The organism is Dyella sedimenti (assembly GCF_022760995.1).
GTDB lineage: Bacteria > Pseudomonadota > Gammaproteobacteria > Xanthomonadales > Rhodanobacteraceae > Dyella > Dyella sedimenti.
Genome location: NZ_JAKWJO010000004.1, coordinates 313,363 through 339,978 on the forward strand (window position 1 = coordinate 313,363; position 26,616 = coordinate 339,978).

19 protein-coding genes are annotated in these 26,616 nt (G+C 66.3%); 6 read left to right on the forward strand and 13 right to left on the reverse strand.

What is annotated here, in order from left to right; genetic code table 11:
* Positions 1–60: 60 nt before the first annotated feature.
* The 9 genes from MJ605_RS11580 to MJ605_RS11620 form a co-directional block, all read right to left on the reverse strand.
* Positions 61–3,039 (reverse strand): TonB-dependent receptor, encoded by a 2,979-nt coding sequence (locus tag MJ605_RS11580; RefSeq protein WP_243041668.1) that lies wholly within the window; start codon positions 3,037–3,039, stop codon positions 61–63.
* A gap of 419 nt (positions 3,040–3,458) precedes the next feature.
* Entirely contained in the window at positions 3,459–4,424 is a 966-nt protein-coding gene (gene secF / locus MJ605_RS11585) for a protein translocase subunit SecF (protein WP_243041669.1), read from the reverse strand.
* Between the two features lie 70 nt (positions 4,425–4,494).
* The gene (gene secD, locus MJ605_RS11590) at positions 4,495–6,366 is read right to left on the reverse strand and encodes a protein translocase subunit SecD (RefSeq protein ID WP_243041670.1); all 1,872 of its coding nucleotides are present in this window, start codon (positions 6,364–6,366) and stop codon (positions 4,495–4,497) included.
* Positions 6,367–6,454: 88 nt separating this feature from the next.
* Complete coding sequence (gene yajC, locus MJ605_RS11595) at positions 6,455–6,790, reverse strand: preprotein translocase subunit YajC (RefSeq protein WP_243041671.1); 336 nt, start codon at positions 6,788–6,790, stop codon at positions 6,455–6,457.
* A 344-nt stretch (positions 6,791–7,134) separates the two neighbouring features.
* Positions 7,135–8,262: a tRNA guanosine(34) transglycosylase Tgt gene (gene tgt / locus MJ605_RS11600; protein ID WP_243041672.1), complete on the reverse strand. Its 1,128-nt coding sequence runs from the start codon at positions 8,260–8,262 to the stop codon at positions 7,135–7,137.
* 80 nt (positions 8,263–8,342) lie between these two features.
* A complete protein-coding gene (gene queA, locus MJ605_RS11605) occupies positions 8,343–9,377 on the reverse strand; it encodes a tRNA preQ1(34) S-adenosylmethionine ribosyltransferase-isomerase QueA (protein ID WP_243041673.1) in 1,035 nt (344 codons plus the stop codon).
* A gap of 146 nt (positions 9,378–9,523) precedes the next feature.
* Entirely contained in the window at positions 9,524–10,126 is a 603-nt protein-coding gene (locus MJ605_RS11610; RefSeq protein ID WP_243041674.1) for a response regulator transcription factor, read from the reverse strand.
* Positions 10,123–11,256, reverse strand: coding sequence for a sensor histidine kinase (locus MJ605_RS11615; protein WP_243041675.1), 1,134 nt, complete (start codon positions 11,254–11,256; stop codon positions 10,123–10,125). The genes MJ605_RS11610 and MJ605_RS11615 overlap by 4 nt, the downstream gene beginning before the upstream one ends.
* Before the next feature lie 203 nt (positions 11,257–11,459).
* Positions 11,460–12,491 carry a sensor histidine kinase gene (locus tag MJ605_RS11620; RefSeq protein ID WP_345779531.1) on the reverse strand — a complete coding sequence of 344 codons (1,032 nt, stop codon included), beginning with the start codon at positions 12,489–12,491 and terminating at the stop codon, positions 11,460–11,462.
* Between the two features lie 457 nt (positions 12,492–12,948).
* Between MJ605_RS11620 and MJ605_RS11625 the strand changes: the two genes are divergently transcribed.
* The 5 genes from MJ605_RS11625 (at position 12,949) to MJ605_RS11645 (ending at position 19,528) form a co-directional block, all read left to right on the forward strand.
* A complete protein-coding gene (locus MJ605_RS11625; RefSeq protein WP_243041676.1) occupies positions 12,949–14,445 on the forward strand; it encodes an aminotransferase class III-fold pyridoxal phosphate-dependent enzyme in 1,497 nt (498 codons plus the stop codon).
* 198 nt (positions 14,446–14,643) lie between these two features.
* Positions 14,644–14,988, forward strand: coding sequence for a PsiF family protein (locus MJ605_RS11630; RefSeq protein ID WP_243041677.1), 345 nt, complete (start codon positions 14,644–14,646; stop codon positions 14,986–14,988).
* 209 nt (positions 14,989–15,197) lie between these two features.
* Positions 15,198–15,839 (forward strand): uracil phosphoribosyltransferase, encoded by a 642-nt coding sequence (gene upp, locus MJ605_RS11635; RefSeq protein WP_243041678.1) that lies wholly within the window; start codon positions 15,198–15,200, stop codon positions 15,837–15,839.
* 241 nt (positions 15,840–16,080) lie between these two features.
* Complete coding sequence (locus MJ605_RS11640) at positions 16,081–17,721, forward strand: methyl-accepting chemotaxis protein (protein WP_243041679.1); 1,641 nt, start codon at positions 16,081–16,083, stop codon at positions 17,719–17,721.
* A gap of 52 nt (positions 17,722–17,773) precedes the next feature.
* Positions 17,774–19,528: a GGDEF domain-containing protein gene (locus tag MJ605_RS11645; protein WP_243041680.1), complete on the forward strand. Its 1,755-nt coding sequence runs from the start codon at positions 17,774–17,776 to the stop codon at positions 19,526–19,528.
* A gap of 122 nt (positions 19,529–19,650) precedes the next feature.
* On the opposite strand, the gene pip is transcribed toward MJ605_RS11645, so the two are convergent.
* Together pip and MJ605_RS11655 are read right to left on the reverse strand one after the other, a co-directional pair.
* Positions 19,651–20,607, reverse strand: coding sequence for a prolyl aminopeptidase (gene pip / locus MJ605_RS11650; protein WP_243041681.1), 957 nt, complete (start codon positions 20,605–20,607; stop codon positions 19,651–19,653).
* 84 nt (positions 20,608–20,691) lie between these two features.
* The gene (locus tag MJ605_RS11655) at positions 20,692–22,074 is read right to left on the reverse strand and encodes an FAD-binding oxidoreductase (protein WP_243041682.1); all 1,383 of its coding nucleotides are present in this window, start codon (positions 22,072–22,074) and stop codon (positions 20,692–20,694) included.
* Between the two features lie 123 nt (positions 22,075–22,197).
* Here MJ605_RS11655 and serA point away from each other — a divergent pair, with 123 nt between their 5' ends.
* Positions 22,198–23,430, forward strand: a complete 1,233-nt coding sequence (gene serA / locus MJ605_RS11660) for a phosphoglycerate dehydrogenase (protein WP_243041683.1) — start codon at positions 22,198–22,200, stop codon at positions 23,428–23,430.
* An 82-nt stretch (positions 23,431–23,512) separates the two neighbouring features.
* On the opposite strand, the gene MJ605_RS11665 is transcribed toward serA, so the two are convergent.
* On the reverse strand, positions 23,513–25,564 hold the full coding sequence (locus tag MJ605_RS11665) for an alpha/beta hydrolase domain-containing protein (protein WP_243041684.1): 2,052 nt from the start codon (positions 25,562–25,564) through the stop codon (positions 23,513–23,515).
* A gap of 89 nt (positions 25,565–25,653) precedes the next feature.
* Positions 25,654–26,481 carry a DUF2884 family protein gene (locus MJ605_RS11670; protein ID WP_243041685.1) on the reverse strand — a complete coding sequence of 276 codons (828 nt, stop codon included), beginning with the start codon at positions 26,479–26,481 and terminating at the stop codon, positions 25,654–25,656.
* Between the last annotated feature and the right edge of the window lie 135 nt (positions 26,482–26,616).

Consider the following 26,616-nt stretch of genomic DNA (forward strand, 5'->3'; position numbering starts at 1 on the left):
CCCACGGTGACGGGAGTGACACCGTGGGGCAAAGTCGGCCTTGCGGCCGATGCAAGAACATCAGAAGTCGTAGCTCACGCCGAGGCGTACCGAACGCGGGTTGGAATAACCGCGTGCGCGGCGATAGTTCGGCTCCAGGTAGTACTCGTACACGTACGTCGGGGTCTGCCAGTTGAATACGTTGTTCGCGTACAGGCTGAAGGCCAGCTTGTTGTCGGCGAAGTTGGGCCGGTATTCCAGGTTCAGCGACAGGTTCTTCTGCCATGGCAGGTCGCCCGCCGTACCGGCCGGCGCCGGCCGGCCATCGCACCAGTGGTAGTACGGCCCGGGATAGGCGGGCGTCGTCTGGTCCGGGCCGTAGTAGCCCGAGCAGTTGGTCGGCGCGCCTGAAATCAGCGACAGGAAGCCGGACAGGTTCCACTCCTTCGTGAATTGGTAGGCACCATACGCCTTGATCTGGTGCGTGTGGTCGTTGTGCTGCCGGCCGCTCGCATACTGCATCAGCGACGGGTAGTCCCAGTCCTGCGTGGCGGCGACGTCGTCCTGGCCGATATCGGATTTCACCTGGCCTTCCGTGTTGCCGTAGCTGCGCGAGAAGGTGTACATCAGGCGGCCCTGCCACTTGCCGTCGAACGGGTGGTCCAGGAACAGCTCCAGGGCGTAATAGTTGCGCTTCAGCTTGGGGAATCCCATCTCGGCATTGGTCACCGTGAACTGGCCCAGGCCGCCCTGGCCGTCGGGCAGTTGGAAGGTCGCGGCCCGGCCGGGATTGAAGAAGTAGCAACCGCGCAGCGCATCGGTGTCCAGGCCCAGCGCGTTGGCCTTATCGAAGAACAGCTGGTAGTTGCAGGTGTCGTCGATGGCGTTCTTGAGGCTGCGATAGGTGAGCTTGGCGCCATAGGCCCACGACTCGTTGAACTGCTTGTCGAAGCCCAGGATGTATTCGTCCTGGTACTGCGCCTTCAGCGAGGTGGCCGTCACCGTTCTGGGGTCGGGCGCTTGCCCGTATTCGTTGTTGGCCGAGATCGGCACGCCCGGTCCCTTGATGGTGTCGATCGGGGTGAGGCCGGTGGGATAGCCCGTGGCCGGATCGATACCCGTGTAGGTGTAGTAGATGTTGGTGTACAGCGAGCCGGAAGCGCCGCGCAATGCCACGCTGGTCGGCATCGCCAGGTAGTAGCGGCCGGCGTTGCCGTACACCTTGAAGCTGGAATCGCCATTCACGTCCCAGGCGAAGCCAAGGCGCGGCGCCCACTGCGGCTTGGTCTGGCGGATGTACGGATTGCCGTCGCTGTTGTAGTTGGTGAACTGGTCGTTGCGCAGGCCCAGCTTCAGCAGCCAGCGATCGCTGACCTGCCAGCTGTCCTCGATGTATTGCGCGCGCTGCTCCACCCGCACCGACGCGGCCGTCCGATAGAAATACTGGGAGACGTAGTAGCCATCGGCGCCGCCGGGATAATTCGCCGGGGCATCGACCTGCCCGGCGACGATGCCGGAGTTGGGATTGGTCATGCGCCCGTAATTCCACATATAGCCCGCATCGGTGGGAACGTACTGGCCATCGGACAGATCCTGGGTGCGCTGGTTGTCGATACCCACCGTGAGGGTGTGGTCGCCCAGCACATAGCTGAGGTCCAGCCGATAGTTCGCGCCCTTGGTCTGGTGGGCAGGATCGTCGGTCCTATCGACCGACTGCGTGTTGCCGATGCCCACGCCCCCGCCCGACAGCGCGGGATTCTGGTTACCCGCATTCAAGACGTAGATCAGGCTGGGATCGAAACCCGGCGCCAGTTCGGTATACAAGTCGGTCTTCTGCTTGCCGTACTGGGCGGACAGCGTCAGGTTGTCGGTGATGTAGCCGGTATACTTGGCGATCCACATGGAGGCCGACGCCTTGGTGTGCGTGTCGCCCGACAGGTAGTCGCCCTTGCTGCGGGCGTCGTTGTCGAACTCGTAGATATCGCCGTCGTAGCTATGCTTGCTGGAGGCCCCGGTCCATTCGAGGATGTTGTTGTCGTTGATGTTCCAGTCCAGCTTCACGTATCCGCGCGGGTCACGATAGGTACGCTCACGGAGGATCCCCGCGGACGCCGGGTCCACGTAGGTGTCCTCCGACTTGCTCGCCTCGCCGGCCACGAAGAAGAACAGCTTGTCCTTGATCAGCGGACCGCCGGCATAGGCATTGGCGGTGGTGTTCCAGCCCTTGTTCGCGTTGCGGTACTGGTACAGCGTGCCCGCCGAGTTGCGGATGTTGTGCGGGTCCGCGCGCAGCGACTCCGGCGTCCACAGCACTTGTCCGCCGAAGTGCCACTCGTTGGTGCCGCGCTTGCCGATCTGGTTGATCACGCCGCCATCGGAGCGGCCATACATGGCGCCGTAGCCGCCATTGAGCGTCTCCTGCTGCGCGATGGCGCCATAGGGCAGCGTGATGCCACCGAGGCCGCTCAACGGATCGGTGACGTTCATGCCGTTGATGTAGTACGCGTTCTCCGTGACCGACGATCCGCCGACCGATACCAGCGGCGTGCCCATCGGGCCGGTGAAGAAGCCGCTGCCCTGCACGACGCCGGGCGACAGCATCGCGATGGCCTCGGCGGTGCGGGTGATCGGCAGGTGCTGGAGTTCTTCCGCGGTGATGACGGTGCGCGAATCGACCGTGGAGACGTCGATGGGCGGCAAGGTATTGGCGGTCACCGTCACGGTGGAGAGTTGGGTCGCGTTGGCGACCGAGGCGAAGGATACCTCGGTGCCGGCATTCACGGTCAGGCCGATGTTCCTGCGCGTATCGACGGTGGCGCCATCCTTCTGCAGCGTCACGGTGTAGGTGCCCAGTGGCAGGTTGGTGACGCGGTAGCGCCCGGAACTGTCCACGGTGACCTGCCGGGCGAAACCCGTATCGTTGGAGATCACGATCGTCTGCCCGGCCTCCGCCTGGCCGAAGATGCTGCCGGTGGTGGACTGGGCGTGGACGGCGCCCGTGAAGCCCATGGCCAGCGCCATGGCCAGCGTGGAGCGGCGCAGCAGGACGCTTCCGTTCATCGTGTGAGACTTCATCAATGGTTCTCCCCGTTTCGGCCCAGTTTTTTGGGCAAAAGAAAGCGATACCGGCCTTGTGGAAGGTCGGTGGATCGCATGAGCCATGGGTACGGTCTGTCAGCTTCCGGGCTGGACGACGCCCCTTTGAGATGCGGGAACGGCAGCGCCTGGCGGCGGAACCGCCGCGTGCCGGTCGAGGCGATGAAGCCCGGCACGGCCGTTTCTTGCGAAGCAAAGACCTTACTGGGGATGAATGGGAGAGTTCATCGGAAAAGCCCGCCCTTCCCTGTGGGCGTGATGGCAGACCAACACCACGTCACCGCCCACGGCCTTGTGGGGTTTCGCCGCATATGCAACGAAAAACGGCCCGGGAAACCCGGGCCGTTCTGTGAGCCATCAAGTACTGGGGTGTAGGCGAAAACCTAGGGGCGACGGGCCAGCTCCGGGTTCTCGCGGGTCTTGGGCATCAGGTCCTGCTTGGAGACGCCCAGCCACAACAGGATGGGGCTGGCCACGAAGATCGAGGACAGCGTACCCACCAGGATGCCGATCAGCATGGTGATGGCGAAGCCGTGCACGGCCGGGCCGCCGAAGAAGTACAGCGCGGCCATGGTGATCGCCGTGAACAGCGCGGTGATGATGGTTCGCGACAGCGTGTTGTTGATCGAGCGGTTGAGTATCTCCTCCGGCTCGGCCTTGCGGGCCAGGCGGAACAGCTCGCGCACGCGGTCGAACACCACCACCTTGTCGTTGATGGAGTAGCCGATCACCGCCAGCACCGAGGCCAGCACGGTGAGGTCGAACTCGCGCTGCACCAGGGCGAAGATGCCCACGGTGATCAGCGCGTCATGGGCCTCGGTGGCGATGGCCGCCACGGCGAAGCGCCACTCGAAGCGGATGCCCAGGTACAGGCCGATGCCGAGCACCACCACGATGGCGGCCACGATACCATCGCTGCGCAGCTCTTCGCCGACGGCGGAGCCGACGTAGTCGCGGCTCTTGAGCTTGGCGTCGGGGCGCGCGGCCTGCAGCGTCTTGGTGACGTCGTCGGCGATCTTGTCCAGGTTCACCTTGCCGCCGTCGGCCAGGCCGGACTGCGGGTCGTCCTTGGGCTGCAGGCGAATGGACACTTCCTTGGTGCCGCCCAGGCTTTGCACCAGGGCGTGCTCCATGCCGCCCTTCTCGAGCGCATCGCGCACTTCGCCGATCTGGACCGGGTTGTCGTAGTCCATCACCAGCGAGACGCCGCCGGTGAAGTCGAGGCCGTAGTTGAGGCCCTTCACCGCGATCAGCGCGATGGAGGCGACCATCAGCAGGATGGCGAGGCCGACGCTGAACTTCCTCATGCCGAGGAAGTTTATGTTGGCGTTGTGGTTGAAGATTTCCATGGCGTGTTCTCTTTATGGAAGTCCATTTCCAAGAACGCGGCCATCCATGGCCGCACTTCTCAATAAGAACTCAAACACTCAACGTCTTGAGCTTGCGGTGGCCGTGGATCAGCGCGGTGATGGCGTGGGTCACGGTGACCGAGGTGAACATCGAGGTCAGGATGCCGATCAGCAGCGTGACGCCGAAGCCCTTGATCGGGCCCGAGCCCATCGTGGTCAGCGCCAGCGCGGCGATCAGGTGGGTGACGTTGGCGTCGAGGATGGTGGCCCAGGCCTTGTCGTAGCCGGCGCGAATGGCCGCCAGCGGCGAGGAGCCGTTGCGCAGCTCCTCGCGGATGCGCTCGCAGATCAGCACGTTGGCATCGATGGCCATGCCCAGGGTGAGCACGATACCGGCGATGCCCGGCATGGTCAGCGTCACGCCGATGGCCGACATCACCGCCACCAGGATCACCAGGTTGAAGAACAGCGCCACGTCGGCGACCAGGCCGAACAGCTTGTAGTAGAAGGCGGCCGCCAGCAGCACCAGGGCCAGGCCCAGGGTCACCGCGCGCAGGCCCTTGGAGATGTTGTCCTGGCCGAGGCTGGGGCCGATCACGCGTTCCTCGACGATGTCCACCGGCGCGGCCAGCGAGCCGCCCTTGAGCAGCAGGGCCAGCTCGGAGGCTTCCTTCGGGCTGCGCAGGCCGGTGGTCTGGAAGTTCTTGCCGAACACGCCGTTGATGGTGGCGTAGTTGATCACCTCCTCGGTGATCTTGGGCGTGCGCACTTCCTTGCCGTCCACCACCTTGGTGTCGACCACGCGCTCCACGTACACCACGCCCATCGGCTTGCCGACGTTGCCGGTGGTGAAGTCGAGCATCTTCTTGGCGCCCGCCGAGTTCAGCGTCACCGACACGGCCGGGGTGCCGCTCTGCTGGTCGAAGCTGGAGGACGCATCGACCAGCTGGTCGCCGGTGACGATGATGTTCTTGCTTAGCAGGTACGGACGGCCATCGCGGTCCTTGTACAGGCGCGCGTCGGGCGGCACGATGCCGCTGCGCGCGGCGTCGATGGCCTGCTGCGGCGTGCCGTAGCCGGCGCGGTATTCCAGGGTGGCGGTGGCGCCGATCAGCTTCTTGGCCTCGGCGGTGTCCTGCACGCCGGCCAGCTCGACCACGATGCGGCTGTCGCCCTGCTGCTGGATGATCGGCTCGGACACGCCCAGCGCGTTGATGCGGTTGCGCAGCGTGCCCAGGTTCTGGCGGATGGTGTTGAGCGAGAGGTCGCGCAGCTTGTCCGGGCGCACCACGGCGTTGAGCGGGTAGCGGTCGCCGGTGGCCGCCGCGTCCTGCACGGTGAGGTCGGCGTATTCGGTGGCGATGGCGTTGGCGGCGGCGGCGCGGTCCTCGGCGGACTTGAGCACTACCAGCACGCCCTGCCCGCGCTGGGCGTTGCGGGTCACCGAGTCGTAGCGGATGTTCTTCTCGCGCAGCAGGCTGCGGATGTCGTCCGCATAGCGGATTTCCTGCTTGTCGATCACGTCGTCCTGGTCGACCTGCATCAGGAAGTGCACGCCGCCCTGCAGGTCCAGGCCCAGCGGCATGGACTTGGCGCCGATGGCGGTAAGCCAGCCCGGCACGGTGGGCTTGAGGTTGAAGGCCACCGTGTAGTCGTCGCCCAGCACGGCCTTGATCGCGTCGGCGGCGCTCTTCTGCACGTCGGCGTTGACGAAGCTGGCCTGCAGGTGGTCGCCGCTGACCGCGATGCCGGTGCTGGCGATGTTCGCCTTCTTCAAGGCATCGGACACTTTCTGCTCGAGCGCGGCGTCCACCGTGCCGCCACGGTTGGCCGTGACCTGCACGGCGGGCACCGGCAGGAACACGTTGGGCAGCGCATAGACAATGCCGAGCACCAGTACGATGGCGACCAGCGCGTATTTCCAGCGTGGAAAATCACTCATGCCTTGAATCCGTCAAAAGCCGCGGCATGAGGCAGGCCGCGGCGAGCATTGCATCGTGGGACCGGGACCCCTCCGTCCCGGCAAGCCGTCAGGACGACTTCAGCGAGCCCTTGGGCAGCACCTGCTGCACGGCGCCCTTCTGCAGCTTGATCTTCACGTTCGGCGCGATCTCGACCGTGATGAAGCTCTCGCCCACCTCCTCCACGCGGCCGGCGATGCCGCCGTTGGTGACCACCTCGTCGCCCTTGGACAGTGCCGACACCATGTTGCGGTGCTCCTTCTGGCGCTTCATCTGCGGGCGGATCATCAGGAAGTAGAACACGCCGAACAGCACGATCAGCGGCAGGAAGGTCATCAGCGGGTTCGGTGCCTGGCCGCCGGCCGGAGCGGCCTGGGCGATCACGAAGGACATCGGGAAAGTCATCAGCTTGTCTCGTAAGTTGCGGCGCCAGCAAGGTTTTCTACCGGCGCCTGATAAAAGAACCGTGGATTATGCCACGCGCCCCTAGGCCCTGCATGCGCCGCAAGCCCCTCGTCGCAGGTTCTGGCGGCGGGAGGCTAGGATGCCAAGGACTGGACCGGGTGGGAGCGTCAAAGGTTCCCTCATGCCCCTTACCCGTCATCCCGGCGTAGGCCGGGATCCAGTGACCGCTAGGGTCGGTTGTCGCAAAAGCGTATCCAGACAGCGGCCGCGAAAACCGGACCGCCCGGCTACTGGATTCCAGCCTGCGCCGGAATGACGAGCGTGGAGGGCGCGCCAGCCCCGGATCAGGCCGCCACGCCACCGGCCCTTCGCGCATAGAACTCCGCCACGAAATCCCCCAGCTGCCCCGCCGCGATGGCCTGGCGCAGGCCGGCCATCAACCGCTGGTAGTGGCGGAGGTTGTGCATGGTGGCGAGCTGGCTGCCCAGGATCTCGTTGCAGCGGTCCAGGTGGCGCAGGTAGGCGCGGCTGAAGCCGTTGCTGCAGGCGTAGCAGTCGCAGCCTTCCTCGATCACGCGGGTATCCAGCGCGTACTTGGCGTTGCGGATGCGCAGCGTGCCCTCGGCGGTGAACAGGAAGCCGTTGCGCGCGTTGCGCGTGGGCATCACGCAGTCGAACATGTCGATGCCGCGGCGCACCGCTTCCACGATGTCCTCGGGGCGGCCCACGCCCATCAGGTAGCGCGGCTTGTCCGCCGGCAGCAGCGGCACGGTGATATCCAGCGTGTGGTTGCGCTCGGCCTCCGGCTCGCCCACGGCGAGGCCACCCACCGCATAGCCGTCGAAGCCGATGCCGACCAGGCCTTCCGCCGAGCGGCGGCGCAGGTTCTCGTACACGCTGCCCTGCACGATGCCGAACAGCGCATTGGGGTTCTTCAGGTCGTCGAAGGCGCGACGCGAACGCTCCGCCCAGCGCAGGCTCAGTTCCATCGAGGCGGCGGCAACCTTTTCCGTGGCCGGATATGGCGTGCACTCATCGAAGATCATCGCGATGTCCGAGTCGAGCACCTTCTGGATGCGCATCGATTCTTCCGGCGACAGGAACACCTTGGAACCATCCACCGGCGAGGCGAACGCCACGCCTTCCTCGGTGATCTTGCGCTTGTGCGCCAGCGAGAACACCTGGAAGCCGCCCGAGTCGGTGAGGATGGGCTTGTCCCAGCCGATGAACGTGTGCAGCCCGCCGAACTGCTCCACGACCTCCAGGCCGGGCCGCAGGAAGAGATGGAAGGTATTGCCCAGGATGATCTCGGCGCCGATCTCGCGGATATCGCGCGGCGTCATCGCCTTCACCGAGCCATAGGTGCCCACCGGCATGAACGCCGGCGTCTCCACCGTGCCGCGGCCAAACGTGAGGCGGCCGCGACGGGCCGCGCCGTCGGTGGCCTGGAGTTCGAAAGTCAAGGAAGTCATAAGGGAATTATCGCCTGTCTGGCGATTTCGTGCTCCGAGAAGCTTCGGTTCAACTCCTTCTCCTCTTTGGGGAGAGGGATTTAAGAGTTGCCTCTCGGCAGGATCAGCATCGCATCGCCATACGAGAAAAACCGATACCGCCGCTCCACCGCATGCCGATACGACGCCAGCATGAACTCCCGTCCCGCCAGCGCGGACACCAGCATCAGCAGGGTCGATTGCGGCAGGTGGAAATTGGTCAGCAGGCCATCGATGCTGCTGAACCTGTAGCCGGGGAAGATGAAAATCTGCGTCTCGCCGGCGAACGGCTGCAGCTCGCCGTCGCGCACGGCGCTTTCCAGCGCGCGTACCACCGTGGTGCCCACCGCGATGACGCGGCCGCCCGCGGCGCGCGTGCGGCGGATCTGCTCCACCAGGCTAGCGCCCACATTGAGCCACTCGCGATGCATCTGGTGGTCCTTGAGGTTTTCCGTGCGCACCGGCTGGAACGTGCCCGCGCCGACGTGCAGGGTCACATAGCCGAACTGGATGCCGATCGCGCGCAGTTGACCCAGCATCGCCTCGTCGAAATGCAGGCCGGCGGTGGGGGCCGCCACCGCACCCGGCTCGCGCGCGTACACGGTCTGGTAGCGCTCCATGTCGCTGGCGTCGGCATGGCGCGTGATGTAGGGCGGCAAGGGCATTTCGCCGAGGCGCAGCAACAGCCGCTCCAACGGGTCGGGCGATTCGAAGCGCAGGCGGAAGAACGGCCCATCACGTCCCAGCACCAGGGCGCGGCTGCCATCGGCCAGTTCGATCCGTCCGCCTTCCTTGGGCTTCTTGCTCACGCCCAACTGCACGGTGGCCTCGTGCGTGCCGGTCACGCGCTCGATCAGGATCTCCACCTGCCCGCCCGTGTCCTTGCGGCCATACAGGCGCGCCGGCAACACGCGCGTGTCGTTGAACACCAGCAGGTCGCCTTCGCGCAGGAACTCCGGCAGCTCGCGGAACATGCGGTCCTGGCGGGCCTGGGCCTCGATGTCGAGCACCAGCAGGCGGCTCGCCGAGCGCTCGTCCAGCGGCGCCTGGGCAATCAGTTCAGGCGGGAGTTCAAAGTCGAAATCGGTCTTCTTCACGGCGGGATACTGGCGTCGAATGTGCCATTATCGCGCAAAGCGCCCGCCTGGGCCGGAAACGCAAAAGCCGCCTGCGACGGCCGGCTTTTGCGAGGATCGTCATCCAGCCTTCAGCAAAGCAGCGGTGGAGCAGCGCGTGCAGCCGATCAGAGCCAGCCTTTCTGCCTGGCCAGACGATAAGCCTCGATGCGGTTGGCCGCCCCCAGCTTGCCAATGGCTTCGGACAGGTAATTGCGCACCGTGCCATGCGAGAGGTTGAGCTGGCTGGCGATGTCGCTGGCTGACTGCCCTTCACCGGCGAGGCGCAGCACCTGGCGCTCGCGATCATTGAGCGGGTCGGCCTCGGACCATGCTTCGAGCGCCAGTTGCGGGTCGATGGCACGGCCACCGCGATGGACCAGCCGCAACGCCTCGGCCAGGTTCTCCGCGGGCGCGTCCTTCAGCAGGGAACCGGAGACGCCTGCATCGAGCGCACGGCGCAAAAAGCCCGGACGGGCGAACGTGGTGACGATGATGACCTTCATGGGCAATTCGTGCCGCTGGATACGCTGCGCGAGTTCCAGCCCCGTCAGCCCCGGCATCTCGATGTCGGTGACGAGCACGTCGGGCTTCAATCGTTGCAGCTCCCGCCAGGCTGCTTCGCCATCGGCGGCGGAACCCAGCACTTCGATATCCGATTCGAGATTGAGCAGCGCGGACAAGGCGCCACGCACCATCGCCTGGTCTTCGGCCAACAACACGCGGATCATGCGGCGTTCCTCGGTGCGACGACCGGTTGCGCGGCGTCAACGACACTGTTCGCCGGTAGCGGCACCCGCACGGTCAGCGTCGTGCCCTTGCGCGGCGGGGAATCAATCTGCAGGTTGCCACCCAGGGCATTCACGCGTTCGCGCATGCCGCTCACGCCGTTGCCGTGTGCGGCCAGGCCGCCACAACCGTTGTCACTGATGCACATCTGGAATAACTCCGTTCCAGGTTGAAACCGCACGCTGGCCCTGGTGGCTCGCGCATGACGGTGGATATTGGTGATCGCCTCGCGCAGCACGAGGGCGAGAGGCGCCTCGATGGCGGGCGGCAGGGTGGCTCCGGCCGGCAGTTCGCCATCGAACATCAGCCCGGATGCTTCCAGCATCAGCCGCGCCGACACCATTTCCGCGGCGAGATCACTGCGACGCATGCCGGTTACCGCCGCACGCACCTCGGCCAGGGCGTGACGCGCCACGCGCTCCACCTCATCCATCTCGCGTTGCGCACGCGGCGGATCAATCAGCGCGAGCTTGCGCGCCAGCTCCGACTTCAGCGTCACCAGCGACAGCGTATGACCGAGCAAATCGTGCAGGTCGCGACCGATGCGCTCCCGCTCCGCCAACGTGGCCAGGCGGCGCACTTCGTCCTGCGAAAGGCGCAGCTGTGAGTCCTTGCGGAGATTGCTCATCCGCAGGAAATGGCCCGCGCCTGAAAGCACCGAAGCGAACAACACCAAGGCCATGATCCATGGCGACACCTGCATCCACACCGACACCATGCCCACGGGCAGCGCCAGGAGCGCCACCGCGACAAGCCATTGGCGCACCGTGGGCAGGTAAGCCAGGCACATGCTGGCCGACACCACGTAACCCAGCGCGACACCGTTGCAAGGCCAGACCACGAGGCCCAGCGCCGCCATGCCCATCGCGTACCACAGCAGATAACGATAGGGCCCGTGGTAGACCCGCGAATGCAGGTAAAGATAGACAGGCATCGACAGCAGCGTGACCGGAAGCCACCGCGACCACTCGGTGTGCGCGTCCGCCAGCGGCCCCAGCAGCAGTGCCACCATCCACAGTTTGCCCGCCGCGGCTTCCCAGCTCAGGAAGCCGGGCGAGTGCAGCTGGGCCATCAAGGAATCCGGGCTCGTAGCCGACATGAGCTTCATGTGGCGTGCCGTTCCTTCTCCACCCACGGCGCAGCGGCGCTTGTCGACTCGCCGGGCAGGTCGAACATCCGGCCTCGCGGCCGCAGCGGCACGCTGATGCACAGCCGCGTGCCCTGCCCCAGCGGAGAATCCACCTGAAGTTGGCCGCCGAGCGCGCGCACGCGTTCCTACATGCCGCACAGACCGTTGCCGTGCACGCCAATCCCGCCGCGACCGTTGTCTTCCACGCGCAACTGCAACGTCTCGCCGATGACCTCGATCGCCACTGACGCCCGGCTGGCCCGCGCGTGCCGCGCGATATTGGTCACCGCCTCGCGCAGCACCAGTGCCAGGCTGCGCTCGAAGTCGGTAGGCAGCGAAGCCGGCAAGCTGCCGTAATCGAGCGTCACATCCGAGGATTCCAACAGCAGTTTGGCGGAAGCCAGCTCTGCGGCGAGATCGGTGGCGCGAATACCGGTGACGGCAGCGCGTACCTCGGCCAGTGCATGACGCGCGACCCGTTCGGCTTCCTCCATCTCACGGCGGGCCGCTTCGCTGTCGCGATCGAACAGCTTGCGCGACAGCTCGAGCTTCAGCGTGATCAGCGAGAGCGTGTGCCCCAGCAGGTCGTGCAGGTCGCGGCCGATGCGCTCGCGTTCCGCGGTGGCCGCCAGGCGGCGCACCTCTTCGTGCGAGAGGCGCAGCGCGATTTCCTTCTCTTCGCTCATGCGCTCGGCATTCACCGCCAGGCCAACGATGAAACTGCTCAGCGGCATCCAGATGATGGCCTGCCACGGATAGTGCAGCAGCCATGCCTCCACCAGGATCCCCGCATTGAGCGCGGCAATGGTGGCCATGTAGGCGCGCAGGCTCATGCGGTGACTGCACAGCATCACGCAGCCGTACATGAAATAGGTCAGGCCGCTCGGATACCAGGGCATGAGCAGGTAGGCCATGCCCACCAGCACCAGGCTGTAGCGATACACCGTCCGGCGCGGTGCGAAACAGCAGCGCGCATACAGGAACAGGAAGATCGGGTAGCTAATGAGGGTGAGCACCACCCAGCGCAGCGAGAACCGGTCGAACACCGGCGTGAGGAACACCCACACCGACCACAGCAGGTGCACCGCATCGACCCAGGGCGAGCGGCCCTTGCGCACGCTGTGCGCCACCAGTGAATCAGGCGCGGGCGTGAACCATGCACGAATCAGCTTGCGCACCGCCGCGGCCTCCCCGGATCCGCCCTGCCCCACCCGCATCGTACTTCAACCCATTCGCCGCGGTGCAGCATGAGATCCTGGCCGCCGAAAGCGGCCAGATCACCGTAACGTTCCATTGCGCCAGCCAGGCTGGCGACGACTGCGACGGCATGCGCCATGGCGTTTCCTCCTTGGCCGCCATGCTAGGCGGCGCAACGGTTCGGCGGCACTCGCCAGCGTCATCAGGCGCGGGTGACAAGCGTCACCCGGGGTACCGGCGGCCACATCGCCGCGCTATGCTCGGGTGGTCGTTGCATTGCCACAACCGCGAGGGATCGCAGTGCGACATGACCCGCCGGGATAGCTTCCCGGGGCCCGGGAAGCGCTGAACGGCCATGCGTTTCCCCCATGCATTCGTTGACACGTCGGCGCGCATGCCAGCGGGACGGCAGATCGTCGGCCTTGGAAGGAGGAACCCATGGGCGTGATTGACCAACTGCGCGAACTGCGCGATTTCGGCGGCGCTCCGCTGACCACCGGACTCGACGACGCCACGGTCGAGCGTTTCGCGGCCAGCCATCCCGCGCTGGCGCAGGCGATCGGGGAAGCCGTGGCGCGGCATCGCGAGTTGCGCGGCGAACTGGGCGATTTCCTCAAGCTGGACGAGGTGCAGCAGCTGGCGCAGGCGCAGGCCGGGTTCGTCAACTTCTATCCCGACGATGCGATCAATCCGTACCTGCCGGCCGCCGCGCGCGGCCCGTGGATCGTCAGCTTCAAGGGCGCGGTGATCCACGACAACGGCGGCTACGGCATGCTGGGCTTCGGCCACAACCATCCGGCCATCGACGCCGCGCTGGCGCACCCGCAGGTGATGGCCAACGTGATGACGCCGAGCATCTCGCAGATGCGTTTCACGCAGGCGATGGATCGCGAGCTGGGCATCAACCGTGGCAGCAATCCTTATGCGCGCTACCTGTGCCTCAATTCCGGTTCGGAAGCGGTGGGCCTGGCCTGCCGCATCGCCGACGTCAACGCCAAGCTGATGACCGACGCCGGCGGCCGCTATGCGGGCCGCGCCATCAAGCGCATCGCGGTGAAGGGCGCCTTCCATGGCCGTACCGACCGCCCGGCGCTGTATTCGGATTCCACCCGCAAGACCTACCTGCAGCACCTGGCCAGTTATCGCCATGAGGACACCCTGCTCACCGTCGCGCCGTATGACATCGCGCAGCTGGAAGCAGTGTTCGCCGATGCCGAGAAGCATGGCTGGTTCATCGAGGCGATGTTCCTGGAGCCGGTGATGGGCGAAGGCGACCCGGGCCGCGCGGTGACGCCGGCGTTCTACCAGAAGGCGCGCGAGCTCACCGCGGCGCACGGGTCGCTGCTGCTGGTCGATTCGATCCAGGCGGGCCTGCGTGCGCACGGCGTGCTGTCGGTCACCGATTACCCCGGCTTCGAGACGCTGGCGCCGCCGGACATGGAGACCTTCTCCAAGGCGCTCAACGCCGGCCAGTATCCGCTCTCCGTGCTCGCCGTCGGCGAACGCACCGCCGAGCTGTACCGCAAGGGCATCTACGGCAACACCATGACCGCCAACCCGCGCGCGCTCGACGTGGCGCTGGCCACGCTGACGCTGCTCACCGACGAGGTGCGCGACAACATCCGCGAGCGCGGCAGGGAGTTCCTGGACAAGCTCAACGCGCTGAAGCAGGAACTGGGTGGCCTCATCACCAAGGTGCAGGGCACCGGCCTGCTGTTCTCCTGCGAGCTGGCGCCCGAGTTCAAGTGCTACGGCGCCCATTCCATCGAGGAATACCTGCGCGAGCGCGGCGTGGGCGTGATCCACGGCGGCGTCAACTCCCTGCGCTTCACTCCCCACTTCCAGGTCACCAGCGCCGAGGTGGACCTGGTGGTGTCGCACGTGCGCCAGGCCCTGCTGCATGGCCCGCGCAAGCTCAAGTCCGAGGCGGCCTGAGTCGGAGGCCCCATCGGTTCCGTGTAGGAGCACCCCCAGTGCGCGACAAGCCGGCGAAGCGATACATCGCCGCGCCGCGGTCGCGCACTGGGGGCGCTCCTACATTGGCACCGTGAATTCGTACCCCTCCCTTCTTTTGGGCCTACAGGCATAGACTTGGCCGGCCGGCACTCGCCGGTCATCAAGGAGGGTACCCGCATGTCCTCGCGTTCGAGCCTGATGGTCGCCAGCGTCGCGCTGGCCTTTGCCGCCTCCACCGCCTTCGCCGCGCCGCAGGCCGCCACCCGCAGCCCGCCCCCCAAGAACGCCCAGCAGCAGCGCATGACCGATTGCAACAAGCAGGCCACCGGCAAGACCGGCGATGAGCGCAAGACGTTCATGAGCAGTTGCCTCAAGGGCCAGGCCCCCGCCGCGCCAGCAAAGCAGACTCAGCAGGAAAAGATGAAGGCCTGCAACGCCGATCCGCAAGCCAAGAGCCTCAAGGGCGATGCGCGCAAGCAGTTCATGAGCAACTGCCTGAAGGGCGACGCCGCCGGCCATTGAGCGTCGGCCGAATGATGACCGCCAAGGGCGCCGGCATGCCGGCGCCTTTTTTCATGCCTCCCTTGTGGGAGCGCACCCTGTGCGCGACCGAGGCCTGCCGGTATCGCCGTTTCATGGGCTTGTCGCGCACAGGGTGCGCTCCCACAACCACTGTGCCGCGCGCGCGGCGTAGGCGACAATCGCGCCAGCCCCTCCCGCCAGGCCCCACCATGACGATCGTCGAAGTCCGCCATCCCCTCATCCAGCACAAGCTTGGCCTGATGCGCCGCGCCGGCATCAGCACCAAGGAGTTCCGCGAGCTGGCTTCCGAGGTCGCCGCCCTGCTCACCTATGAGGCCACCAAGGACCTGGAAACCGTGGAGCAGGCGATCGAGGGCTGGGCCGGTCCGCTGACCGTGCACCAGATCAAGGGCAAGAAGATCACCATCGTGCCGATCCTGCGCGCGGGCCTGGGCATGCTGCCTGGCGTGCTCGACCTGATCCCCGCCGCCAAGGTCAGCGTGGTGGGTTTGCAGCGTGACGAGGAAACGCTCAAGCCGATCGCCTACTACGAGAAGCTGACCGGCCGCATGGACGAGCGCATCGCGCTCATCGTCGACCCCATGCTGGCCACCGCGGGAACGCTGGTCGCCACCGTGGACATGCTCAAGGCCGCCGGCTGCAAGCGCATCAAGGGCCTGTTCCTGGTGGCCGCGCCGGAGGGCCTCGAACGCATCGAGGCGGCCCATCCGGATATCGAGGTCTACGTGGCGGCCATCGACCAGCGGCTCAACGAGCACGGCTACATCCTGCCGGGCCTGGGCGACGCCGGCGACAAGATCTTCGGCACCAAGCAGTTGCCGTCCGGCTGAGCCATACAGGGCCTTCGCCCGTGTCTGCGTCGGTGCGGCCATCCGACTTTGCTGTGGCGACGCGACACGCGGGAAGTCATCGGATCGCCATCTTTGCGTGCCAGCCTAGGCCGGCCTTCATACCCAAAAAAATAAAGCATAAATATTTGATTTGAAATAATTTTATTTGAATTTTCCGCTAAAGTTGCAGCCCGGTGAGCCGACAGACCTTGCAGTCCCCCTCACCACCCGCCCCCGTCCCATGAAACGTCCCCACTGGCTTCCTTCCCTGACCTTGCGCCAGCGCCTGCTGTTGCGCCTGTTGTCCATCCTTGCGCTGCTTGCCGTGATGAGCGCGGCCGGCGTGCTGCAGTTGCAACGCGCCGACACGCGCATCCAGGGCCTGGTGGAAGGCTCGCTCAGCCCCGTGGCCGACGTGGGCCGCGTGCAGAACGACTACAACAGCAGCCTGCAGGTACTAGTGCATGCCGTACTCTCCCAGCTGCCCTCCGCCGTGGAGGACGCACACACCCGCATCCATACCGACCGCGTGGATGCCGAGCGCCACTGGAAACCGCTGCTCGCCAGCGAACTGGCGCGGGAGCAGGCGCAGACCCTGAAGATCGCCGCCGTGCATCGCGCCGACGCCGACCGCGCCATCGACGAGACGCTGGCCCTGCTCGACGCCGGCCAATTCGACATCGGCGCGCTGAAACTCAGCACCGAGGTGCAGCCGGCCTACGAGCCGCTGCAAAGCGATTTCGCCAACCTGTTCCAGGCCGCCCTGGCCCGTGGCAACCAGCAGGTCCAGACCCAGCGGCAGGCCGACCGCCATGGCATGATCGCGCTGCTGGTGCTGCTGTCGGTCGCCCTGCTCATCACCATCGTCTTCGACGGCGCGCTGATGCGCTCGCTGATGCGCCGCCTGACCCTCGCCACGCAGGTGGCGCAGCGCATCGCCGCCGGCTCGCTGGGCGAGCGTGTGGAGGCTGGCGTGGACGATGAGCTCGGCAAGCTGCTGCGCGCGCTGGCCTCGATGGATGCGCAGCTGGCGAACGTGCTCGCCCAGGTGCGCAGCAGCGCGCTCTCGGTGGGCGAGCGTGCCCGACGCCTGGCCTACGACAACGACGCACTGAGCGAGCGCACCCAGATGCAGGCGGCCGGCCTGGAGCAAACCACCGCCTCGATGGAACACATCGCCGCCAGCGCCGTGGAAGGCGCCGGCCATGCCGACGGCGCCGCCGAGGCGGCCCGCGAGGCGCTCGCCCACGTCGAACAGGGTCGCCAGGTGGCGGCCGAGGCGCTTGGCTCCATGCATGCCATCCAGCAGGCCGGACGCGGCATCGCGGAGATCGTGGACCTGGTGGACAGCATCGCCTTCCAGACCAACCTGCTTTCGCTCAATGCCGCCATCGAGGCGGCCCAGGCCGGCGAACGCGGCCGCGGCTTCGCGGTGGTGGCCGGCGAGGTGCGCCAGCTGGCGCGCCGCTGCGTGGAGGCCGGGCGAGACATCCGCCGACTGGTGACCAGCAGCGCCGAGGCTATCGAAGTGGCGCAGGCCCGCGTCGCCCTGTCGGGCGAGGTCCTGGACGGCATCGTGCAGAGCATGTCGCGCGTGTCGGATCTGGTCTCGCAGATTTCCGAAGCGGGCCAGGGCCAGGCGAGCGGCATCACCCAGATCAACCGCACCATGATGGAGATGGACCGCATCACCCAGGCCAACGCCGGCCTGGTGGAGGACATCAACCATACCGGCCGCGCCCTCGGCACCGACGCCGAGGCGCTGATGCAACAGGTTGCCTTCTTCCGCCTGCCCGCCACGCAGGAAGATTCCCACGGAGCCGCGCACGAGGCGCGCCCCTCACCCGCAACGAAGCCCTTGCCTCAAGCCGCCGCGGCCTGATCCCACCGAAGGCATGCCTGCCCCATCCATCAGCCCATTCACCCGGAAAGCCATGCTCGAACGGGCACTCGCCGCGGGGAACCTCACACCGGTATTCCAGCCCGTGGTGCGGCTGGATACCCTGGAAGTGGTGGCGCACGAGGGGCTCAGCCGCTGCGCCGCGATGCCGAGCCACATCACCATTCCCGACCTGCTCGACCTGGCCCGGCTGGAAGGACGGCTCGCCGAGATGGAGCTGCATGCCGCGCGCACGATCTGCCGGCGCTTTGCCGGTCATCCTGGCAACGGCCGCCTGCTGGTGAACCTCAGCGCGTATGCCATCCTGCAGGATGCCATGCGGCCGGACGAGGTGCTGGCCGCGATCACGTCCCATGGACTGGATCCCGCGCGCGTCACCATCGAGGTCACCGAGCGCGACGTGGTCGAGAACCCCGCCCGGCTCGCCCATGCGCTGGGCTACCTGCGCGCGCATGGCGTGCGCATCGCGCTGGACGACTTCGGCAACGGCCATTCCAACTTCGAGATGTGGAACGAGATCCACCCCGACGTGGTGAAGATCGACCGCTATCTCATCAATGGCCTCTCGCGCAGCGCCGGGCGCCTGGCCATCGTGCGGGCGCTGTGCCAAGTGGCCGAAACGCTGGGCACCGACTTGGTCGGCGAAGGCGTGGAGGATCCGGCGGACCTGCGCGTGCTGCGCGACCTGGGCATCCCCTATGCGCAGGGCTTCCTGATCGGCCGGCCCGACGCCATGCCCGCCGGCGAAGCCAGCGCCGAGTCGCGGCAGTTGCTGCGCACGCCGGCGGTATCGGTGCTGCCGCGTCCGCGCGGCCCGGTCACCCAGCGTCCCACCCAGGTCAGCCACCTGCTGATCGAGGCGCCCGCCGTGCATCCCCGCCAGAGCAACGAGGAGGTGATGACGCTGTTCGTCAATCATCCCGAGCTGCACGCGGTGGCGGTGGTGCGGGACGGCGAGCCAATCGGCCTGGTGAACCGGCGGCTGATGAACGAGCGCATGGCGCAGCCGTTCGCCCGCGAGCTGCTGGCGCGCAAGTCATGCACCGCGCTGATGAACAGCGCGCCGCTGGTATGCGACGAGCACCGCAGCCTGGAAAGCCTCGCCGACGTGCTGCGCGGCGAGGACCAGCGCTATCTCTCCGATGGCTTCATCGTCACCCGCCACGGCCATTACCTGGGCCTGGGTACCGGCGAGGCCCTGGTGCGGCGCGTCAGCGAGCTGCGCATCGACGCCGCCCGGCATGCCAATCCGTTGACCTTCCTGCCCGGCAACATTCCCACCACCGAGCATCTCGAACGCCTGCTGGACGGCGGCGAGCGCTTCGCGGTCGTGCACGCGGACCTGACCGACTTCAAGCCATTCAACGACCACTACGGCTATTCGCGCGGCGACGAGATGATCCGCCTGCTGTCGAGCCTGCTCACCGAGCACGTGGATCCTTCGCTCGACTTCGTCGGCCACATCGGCGGCGACGATTTCGTGGTGCTGTTCCAGAGCGCCGACTGGAAGGCGCGGTGCCAGCGCATCATCGACGCCTTCACCCTGCGCGCGCCTGCCCTGTTCGATCCCGACGACACGACGCGCGGAGGCCTGCATGGCAAGGACCGTCGAGGCGAGCCCCAGTTCTTCCCCATCACCTCGGTGGTGATGGGCGCCGTCGAGCTGTCGCCGCCGCTGCCACAGCGTGCGCAACCCATCGCCACGCTGGCCGCGCGCGCCAAGCGCCAGGCCAAGCGCGCCGGCATCGGCATGCACGTGTTCGCGCGCGCGACGCCTTCCGTTCCCTGAGCCGTCATTCCGGCGCAGGCCGGAATCCACAGGCAGAACGCCAGAACCAGCGGCAGTCGCCGGCGCCAGCCATCAAGGCCGGCATGGCGAACGCGAAACAGGGCGGCGGCGAACCGCCCGGCTCAACCTCGGAACCGATCCGTTGCCTGCACCAGCTCGGCGATATTGCCCGGCTCGAACGCCGAATGCCCCGCATCCTGCACGATGCGCAGGTCGGCTTCCGGCCAGGCGCGGTGCAGGTCCCAGGCGCTGCGCATGGGGCACACCACGTCGTAGCGGCCCTGCACGATCACCGCCGGGATGTGGCGGATGCGATCGACGTTGCGCAGTAGTTGGTCGTCGTGCTCGAAGAAGCCGCCATGCACGAAGTAATGGCATTCGATGCGCGCGAAGGCGAGCGCGAACTCGTCCTGGCCGCTGGATTCGATATGCCCGGGATCCTGCCAGAGATAGCTGGTAGCGCCCTCCCATACCGACCAGGCACGCGCGGCGGCCACGCGCACCCGCGGGTCGCTGCTGGTGAGGCGACGGTGGTAGGCGCTCATCAGGTCACCGCGCTCGACCTCCGGAATGGCAGCCAGGAACGACTCCCACGCATCCGGGTACAGCGCATCGCAACCCTTCTGGTAGAACCACTCCAGCTCCCAGCGCCGCAGCATGAAGATGCCGCGCAGCACCAGCTCGGTGACGCGCTCCGGATGCGTCTGCGCATAGGCCAGCGCCAGCGTCGAGCCCCACGAGCCGCCGAACACCTGCCAGCGGTCGATGCCCAGGTGCGTGCGGATGCGCTCGATGTCGTTGACCAGGTGCCAGGTGGTGTTGTCCTTCAGCTCGGCATGCGGCGTGGAGCGGCCGCAGCCGCGCTGGTCGAACAGCACGATGCGGTACACCGCCGGGTCGAAGAAACGCCGGCACTTGGGATGGGTACCGCCACCCGGGCCGCCATGCAGGAACACCACCGGCTTGCCGTTCGGATTGCCGCTCTGCTCGTAGTAGACCGTATGCAGCTCCGAGACCTTCAGCATGCCGCTGTCGTAGGGCTCGATCTCCGGATACAGCGTGCATAGCGACGGCGACATGGGCTTGCTCCTGGCGGCGTGGGACGACCCACTAGGCTAGCACGGCGCCTGGGCAATCGCCCTGCGCCCGCGCCTGGCCAAACCTCACTCGAACAGCTTGCCCGGGTTGAGGATGCCCTTGGGGTCGAACACCTGCCGCACCCCGCGCATCAGCGCGATCTCCGCCGCGCTGCGCGTGCTTTCCAGGTAGGGGCGCTTGACCAGCCCGATGCCATGCTCGGCCGAGATGCTGCCGCCATGGCGCTGCAGCGTATCGGCCAGCAGCTTGGTCACGCGCTCGCATTGCGCGATGAAATCCTCGTCGGAGAGGTCATCGGGCCGCAGTACGTTGATATGCAGGTTGCCGTCACCGATATGGCCGAACCACACGACCTCGGCATACGGGTACTCGCGCGCCAGCAGCACCTGGATCTCATGCAAGAAGGCCGGCAGGGCGCCGACGCGCAGCGAGATGTCGTTCTTGTACGGCCGGCGCGGCGCCAGGCTTTCGGTGATGCCCTCGCGCAGCCGCCACAAGGCGGCGGCCTGCGCCTCGCTCTGCGCGATCACGCCATCGCTGATCCAGCCGCTGTCCACGCCCAGATCGAACGCCGCCAGCGCGGCATCCTGCGCCGCCTCGTCGGCATCGAACTCGGTGACCACGTAGTACGGATGCTCGCCTTCGATGGCGCGCTGTGCCCCGTGCGCCAGCACGTGCCGCAGCGCCACGTCGGTAAAGAACTCGAAAGCCTGCAGGTCCAGCCGCGAGCGGAACAGCGCGAACACCTCCATCAAGGCATCCATGCCGGGCAGGGCCAGCAGCATCACCTGCGACGGCGGCGGCGGATCGGTAAGCCGCAGCGTCGCCTCCACCACCACGCCCAGCGTGCCTTCCGAGCCGATCATCAGGTGACGCAGGTCGTAGCCGCTGGAATTCTTGATCAGCCCCCGGTTGAGCCTGAGCAGTTCGCCATTGCCCGCCACCACGGTGAGGCCGGCGATCCATTCGCGCGTGTTGCCGTAGCGGATCACCCGGATGCCACCGGCATTGGTGGCGATATTGCCGCCGATGGAGCAGGAGCCGCGCGCGGCGAAGTCCACCGGATAGACCAGGCCATGCTCCCTGGCCGCCTCGTGCACCGCGTGCAGGGTCACGCCGGCCTGCACGGCGAGCGTGCGGTCCACCGCATCGAAACCAAGTACGCGGTTCATCCGCTCCAGGCTCAGCACCAGCTCGCCACGGGCCGCCACGGCGCCGCCCGACAGGCCGGTACGCCCACCCGACGGCACGATGGCCACGCCATGCTCATTGGCCCAGCGCACGATGGCCTGCACCTCGGCCAGTTCGGACGGCAGCGCGATGGCCAGCGGCGCCGGCGTCCAGCGCCGGGTCCAGTCGCGGCCGTAATGCTCCAGGTCGGCCGGGGCGGTGAGCAGTCGCAGGTTGGGCAGGCGGTCGGCCAGTTCGGCCAGACGGGCATCGGTCATGTCGGGGTCCCCACACAGACGGTCCAGCCTGCCAGCAGCCATGGCGGGCGTCCAGTGTTGCGACGCCGCAATTCCGCCCCGAGCTCTGGCATAGTGGCGTGGTTCTCCCTCATGCCACGGCCCATGAAGACCTCGTTCCCGAAACAAGACATCAAGGTGCTCCTGCTCGAAGGCGTCAGCCGCAGCGCCGTGGAAACCTTTCGCCGCGCCGGCTACAGCCAGATCGAGTTCCATGAGAAAGCCTTGCCGGAAGCGGAGCTGAAGGCCCGCATCGCCGATGCCCATATCGTCGGCATCCGTTCGCGCACCCACCTGACCGACGAGGTGCTTGGGCAGTCTAAACGGCTGATCGCCGTGGGCTGCTTCTGCATCGGCACCAACCAGGTGGACCTGGGCGCGGCCCGCCGGCTGGGCGTCCCGGTCTTCAACGCGCCCTACTCCAATACCCGCAGCGTGGCCGAGCTGGTCATCGCCGAGGCCATCATGCTGCTGCGCGGCATCCCGCAAAAGAACGCGCTATGCCACCGCGGCGGCTGGACCAAGTCCGCCGCCGGCAGCTTCGAGGCGCGCGACAAGGTGCTGGGCATCGTGGGCTACGGCCATATCGGCACCCAGGTGGGCGTGCTGGCCGAGTCGCTGGGCATGCGGGTGATCTTCCACGACATCGAATCCAAGCTCTCGCTGGGCAACGCCCGCCCGGCCGACAGCCTGGAGGACCTGCTGGAACGCGCCGACGTGGTGACCCTGCACGTGCCGGAAACGGCGGCCACGCGCCTGATGATCGGCGCCGGCGAGCTGGCTCGCATGCGCCAGGGCTCGCTGCTGATCAATGCCTCGCGCGGCACCGTGGTGGACATCGACGCCCTGGCCGACGCGCTGCGCGCCGGCCACCTGGCCGGCGCCGCGGTGGACGTGTTCCCGGCGGAGCCCAAGGGCAACGACGATCCCTTCGTCTCGCCGCTGGTGGGCATGGACAACGTCATCCTCACCCCACACATCGGCGGCAGCACGCTGGAGGCGCAGGACAACATCGGCATCGAGGTCGCCAGCAAGCTGGTGCGCTACAGCGACAACGGCTCCACCCTGTCGGCGGTGAACTTCCCCGAGGTATCGCTGCCCGAGCACCCGCGCAGCCGCCGCCTGCTGCACATCCACCGCAACGTGCCCGGCGTGCTCTCGCGCATCAACGAACTGTTCTCCGCCGGCAACATCAACATCGACGCCCAGTTCCTGCAGACCGACAGCGAGGTGGGCTACGTGGTGATCGACGTGGCCGCCGACGAGAAACAGTCCGCCGCCCTCCGCGACCAGCTCGCCACCATCCCCGGTACCCTGCGCAGCCGCGTGCTCTATTGACCCCGGCCCCGCGTGGCAGGCAATAAAAAACGGCGCCCAAGGGCGCCGTTTCCATGTCGGTTGCCGGATCGATCGGCGACTGTTACTTGGTCGTACCTTCCCGCTTGCCCAGATACCAGTCGAACCTCATCGCCTCGTCCCAATTCCTGCCCATCTTTGCAAGGATGTCTTCACGCTGGATCGCCAGCAGGAATCGCTTCTCGATAGCCCTGTCGATGGCAGCGGCGGCCGCTTTCATGAATCCGGCGCGATTGCCGTAGCGCTCTTCCAGTGACGGCCTCGGGTCGTTGGCAGCCAGGCGCTCGGCGCGCGTCCGCGCGAAAGGGATAAACGCGCCGTTGAGGCCGGAGATGTAGCCGAAGCGCGCGAGTTTCGGTGACTTCCAATTCCAGGCGGTGAAGGTACCAAGCGGTACCGAAGACATTGGGCCGCGCCAGCCACCCAACTCGTTGCCATCGCTATCGACAGCAGGCACCAGCAGCGGATATCTCCGCCCGACTCGCACCGGCTCGCTGATGATGCCTTCGCTCGCATAGGCCCGACCCAGGTCGAGTTGCCACAATGGCGGCGGGCTGGTCGGCACCCGAATACCCGGAATGGCCGGGAACTTGATGTCCCTTGCGTCGACAAGCGTGGACCCTGGCGTCGGTGCGATCGTGGGCGGCGGCGCCATGCCGTCCACCACCCAAGCCCGCAGGTTCTCGAGCTGGGCATCCATGCCATCGGCCAGATCGGTATTGGCGTTATAGGGATAGGCCGCCTCTTTGCCTGCCATGGTAAAGGCGCCTGCCATCCGCGGCGCATGCGGCACCTCCGCAAAGAAGTAGAGGCGGCTGTCCGGGTCCAGCGCCACGGGCTGCTTGCCATCCGTGGTCGTCTGCAGCAGCGATGCGTTGCGCGCCCAGTATTCGGAACTGCTGATGATGTACATGATCTTGGGCACGGTGTGGTCGTGCCGCGCGCGGTCCAGCAGACTGGCGTGACCTTTGCCATCGATGTCCGGCGTCGGAACATCGGCGAATGGATACAGATCGACGGCACGCAAATTGCTCATCACCGAGTTGCCCGCCTCGCCAGGCAGCGCGTAACGGTGGTTGAACGACCCGCGCCCTGCGCCGGCGGTGGTGACGAGCATGCCGTCGAACACGCGCCGTCCGCCCGGGCCGGTGTTGAAGCCGCGGTAGAGGAAGTCGCGCAGGAATCGCCCGCCTTGCGAATAGCCGTATGCGAAGACCGCGACGGCATCACCAGGGCGGCGGTTTATCTCGGAAGGAACAGCCCGGAACTTCAGGTGCGCGGCGAAGTCCCGAAAGGCCGCTTCGCCCAGACCCATGACCGGTGCATCCTCGCCCTCGTATACGAGGCTGAAATACGCATCCGTCGCGGCCGGCTCGTTCATCACGATGGCGCAACGGGCATCCGCCTTCTGGTCGGAGGTAGCAGCGGCAAAGCGCCAGGCATCGCGTGGCACCACTGCTCCCGCATCGTCGAAACGGGTGTGCATGCGAAGTACGGCCTTGGGTTGCTTGGCGTCATGCGCACAATAGAAATCGTTGGCCGCCAGATCGAAGACTCTATGGCCGGGCGCCATGTCATCGGCGGCGAAGGTCGCCCGCACGGCGCTGTGCACATGCGCAATCGGAACGTCGAGGCCGAACTCATGCGGACCGAGCCGCGCCTGCCAGCCTACCCACGCCAGTGAATAGCCAAGCTTGAAGAACGTCGGGTCCGTCAGCGTCTTGATGCTGTCGGGCGACATCAGGTCGAGTCCGTCTTCCGTCTCGAAGAACAAGCCGTCCATCTCTGTTCGCCCACGGTTGGCCACCTCCACCAGCGTAGTGTGATTCCCCCGTGCGGCATCGACCGGGCGGATGATCACAAATGGACCCGAATACTCGACCAGGCCATGCGCGTCCAGCGGCGCATGACGAATGTCGGCAACATCACGCGCCGAAGCACTATGTGGATCGATGGCGTAATGGACGGTCCCGTGCAAGACTTCATACGCGCCCACCTGACCGAAAGCCTTTCCACCAACCCAAGGCTGCCGGCTGGTAATGTCTACGGACAAGACCTCCGCATGCGCCAACGGCAAGGCAAGAACACAGGCAAGCAGCGCGATACGTTTCAGCATGACGATCTTCTCTTGTTGGAGTGGCGCGCGGTTGCGGGCACACAAAACCGCGAGCGGCAGCCCGTATGACCTGCTGGGTTTCGCGCCCATCACTTCGGCTGCGTCTTGGCCGGCAATGACGCAGCAATATTCGTGTAGTCGCGCTCGGCCACCGTAATTTCGCGCTCGGTTTTGTCGCGGCGTACGCGGATCACCACCGGGTTTGGCTTGCTTGCATCGAGGCGTTCGAGCAGTTCTTGCACCTGACCTACAGCGTGATCGCCGATGGCCAGGATCACATCGCCCTGTTGCAGCCCCCAGACGCTGGCCGGCTCCGTGTGGGTTACCCTGATCCCATCCCCGGCACCGGATTTCAGGGTGAGCGCATGATCGGAATCATGCCAGGCGAACGTGGTCGAACAATCGTCGTCACCATGCAAGATGCCGGCAAATGGTTTGAAGGCATCGAGGCTGGAGGCGAGACGCCCCTGCGCCACCATGACCTGCTGCAAGTCGAGGCAGATCTTCGACGCTTCCTGATCGACGCGTGAAGTAGCGTTATCGAGCATGGCGTCGGCCTGCTCGCCGTTGCCTCCGGCTACGCTCGCTGCGACGCTCTTCAAAGACTGCATCGCGACAGCCGCTCCTGCCTTGCCAGTGGCCAGGCCATGTTCACGCACGGAACGGACGCCTTGGTAATACCGCCGCAACTGCTCGCGCTGGCTGTCGTCGACAGTGACGGCATGGCCGTCGACCACCAGATTGCCAGCGGCATCGAGGTTGCCCTCGATGCCGTCAGCACCATGCAACACCACCCGGTCGCCGCGAACCACTATGCCGCCGTTAACGATGGTGGTTGAACCGCTGTCCAACGAGCCGTTGTTGCAGCCGGCAAGCAGGGTGCCGAGTGTCAAGGCCAGGATGGTGCGAGGAAACATGCCAAAATTCCTGTAGGCAATTAGCCGTTGTCACGCGAGCGGCGGAAGCAGGCGGTATGGGCGATCAACGGATGTCGAAGCCAGCCGATGCTGACGTGACCCATGAGTCACATACGCCGAAGCCCGAAAGATAGT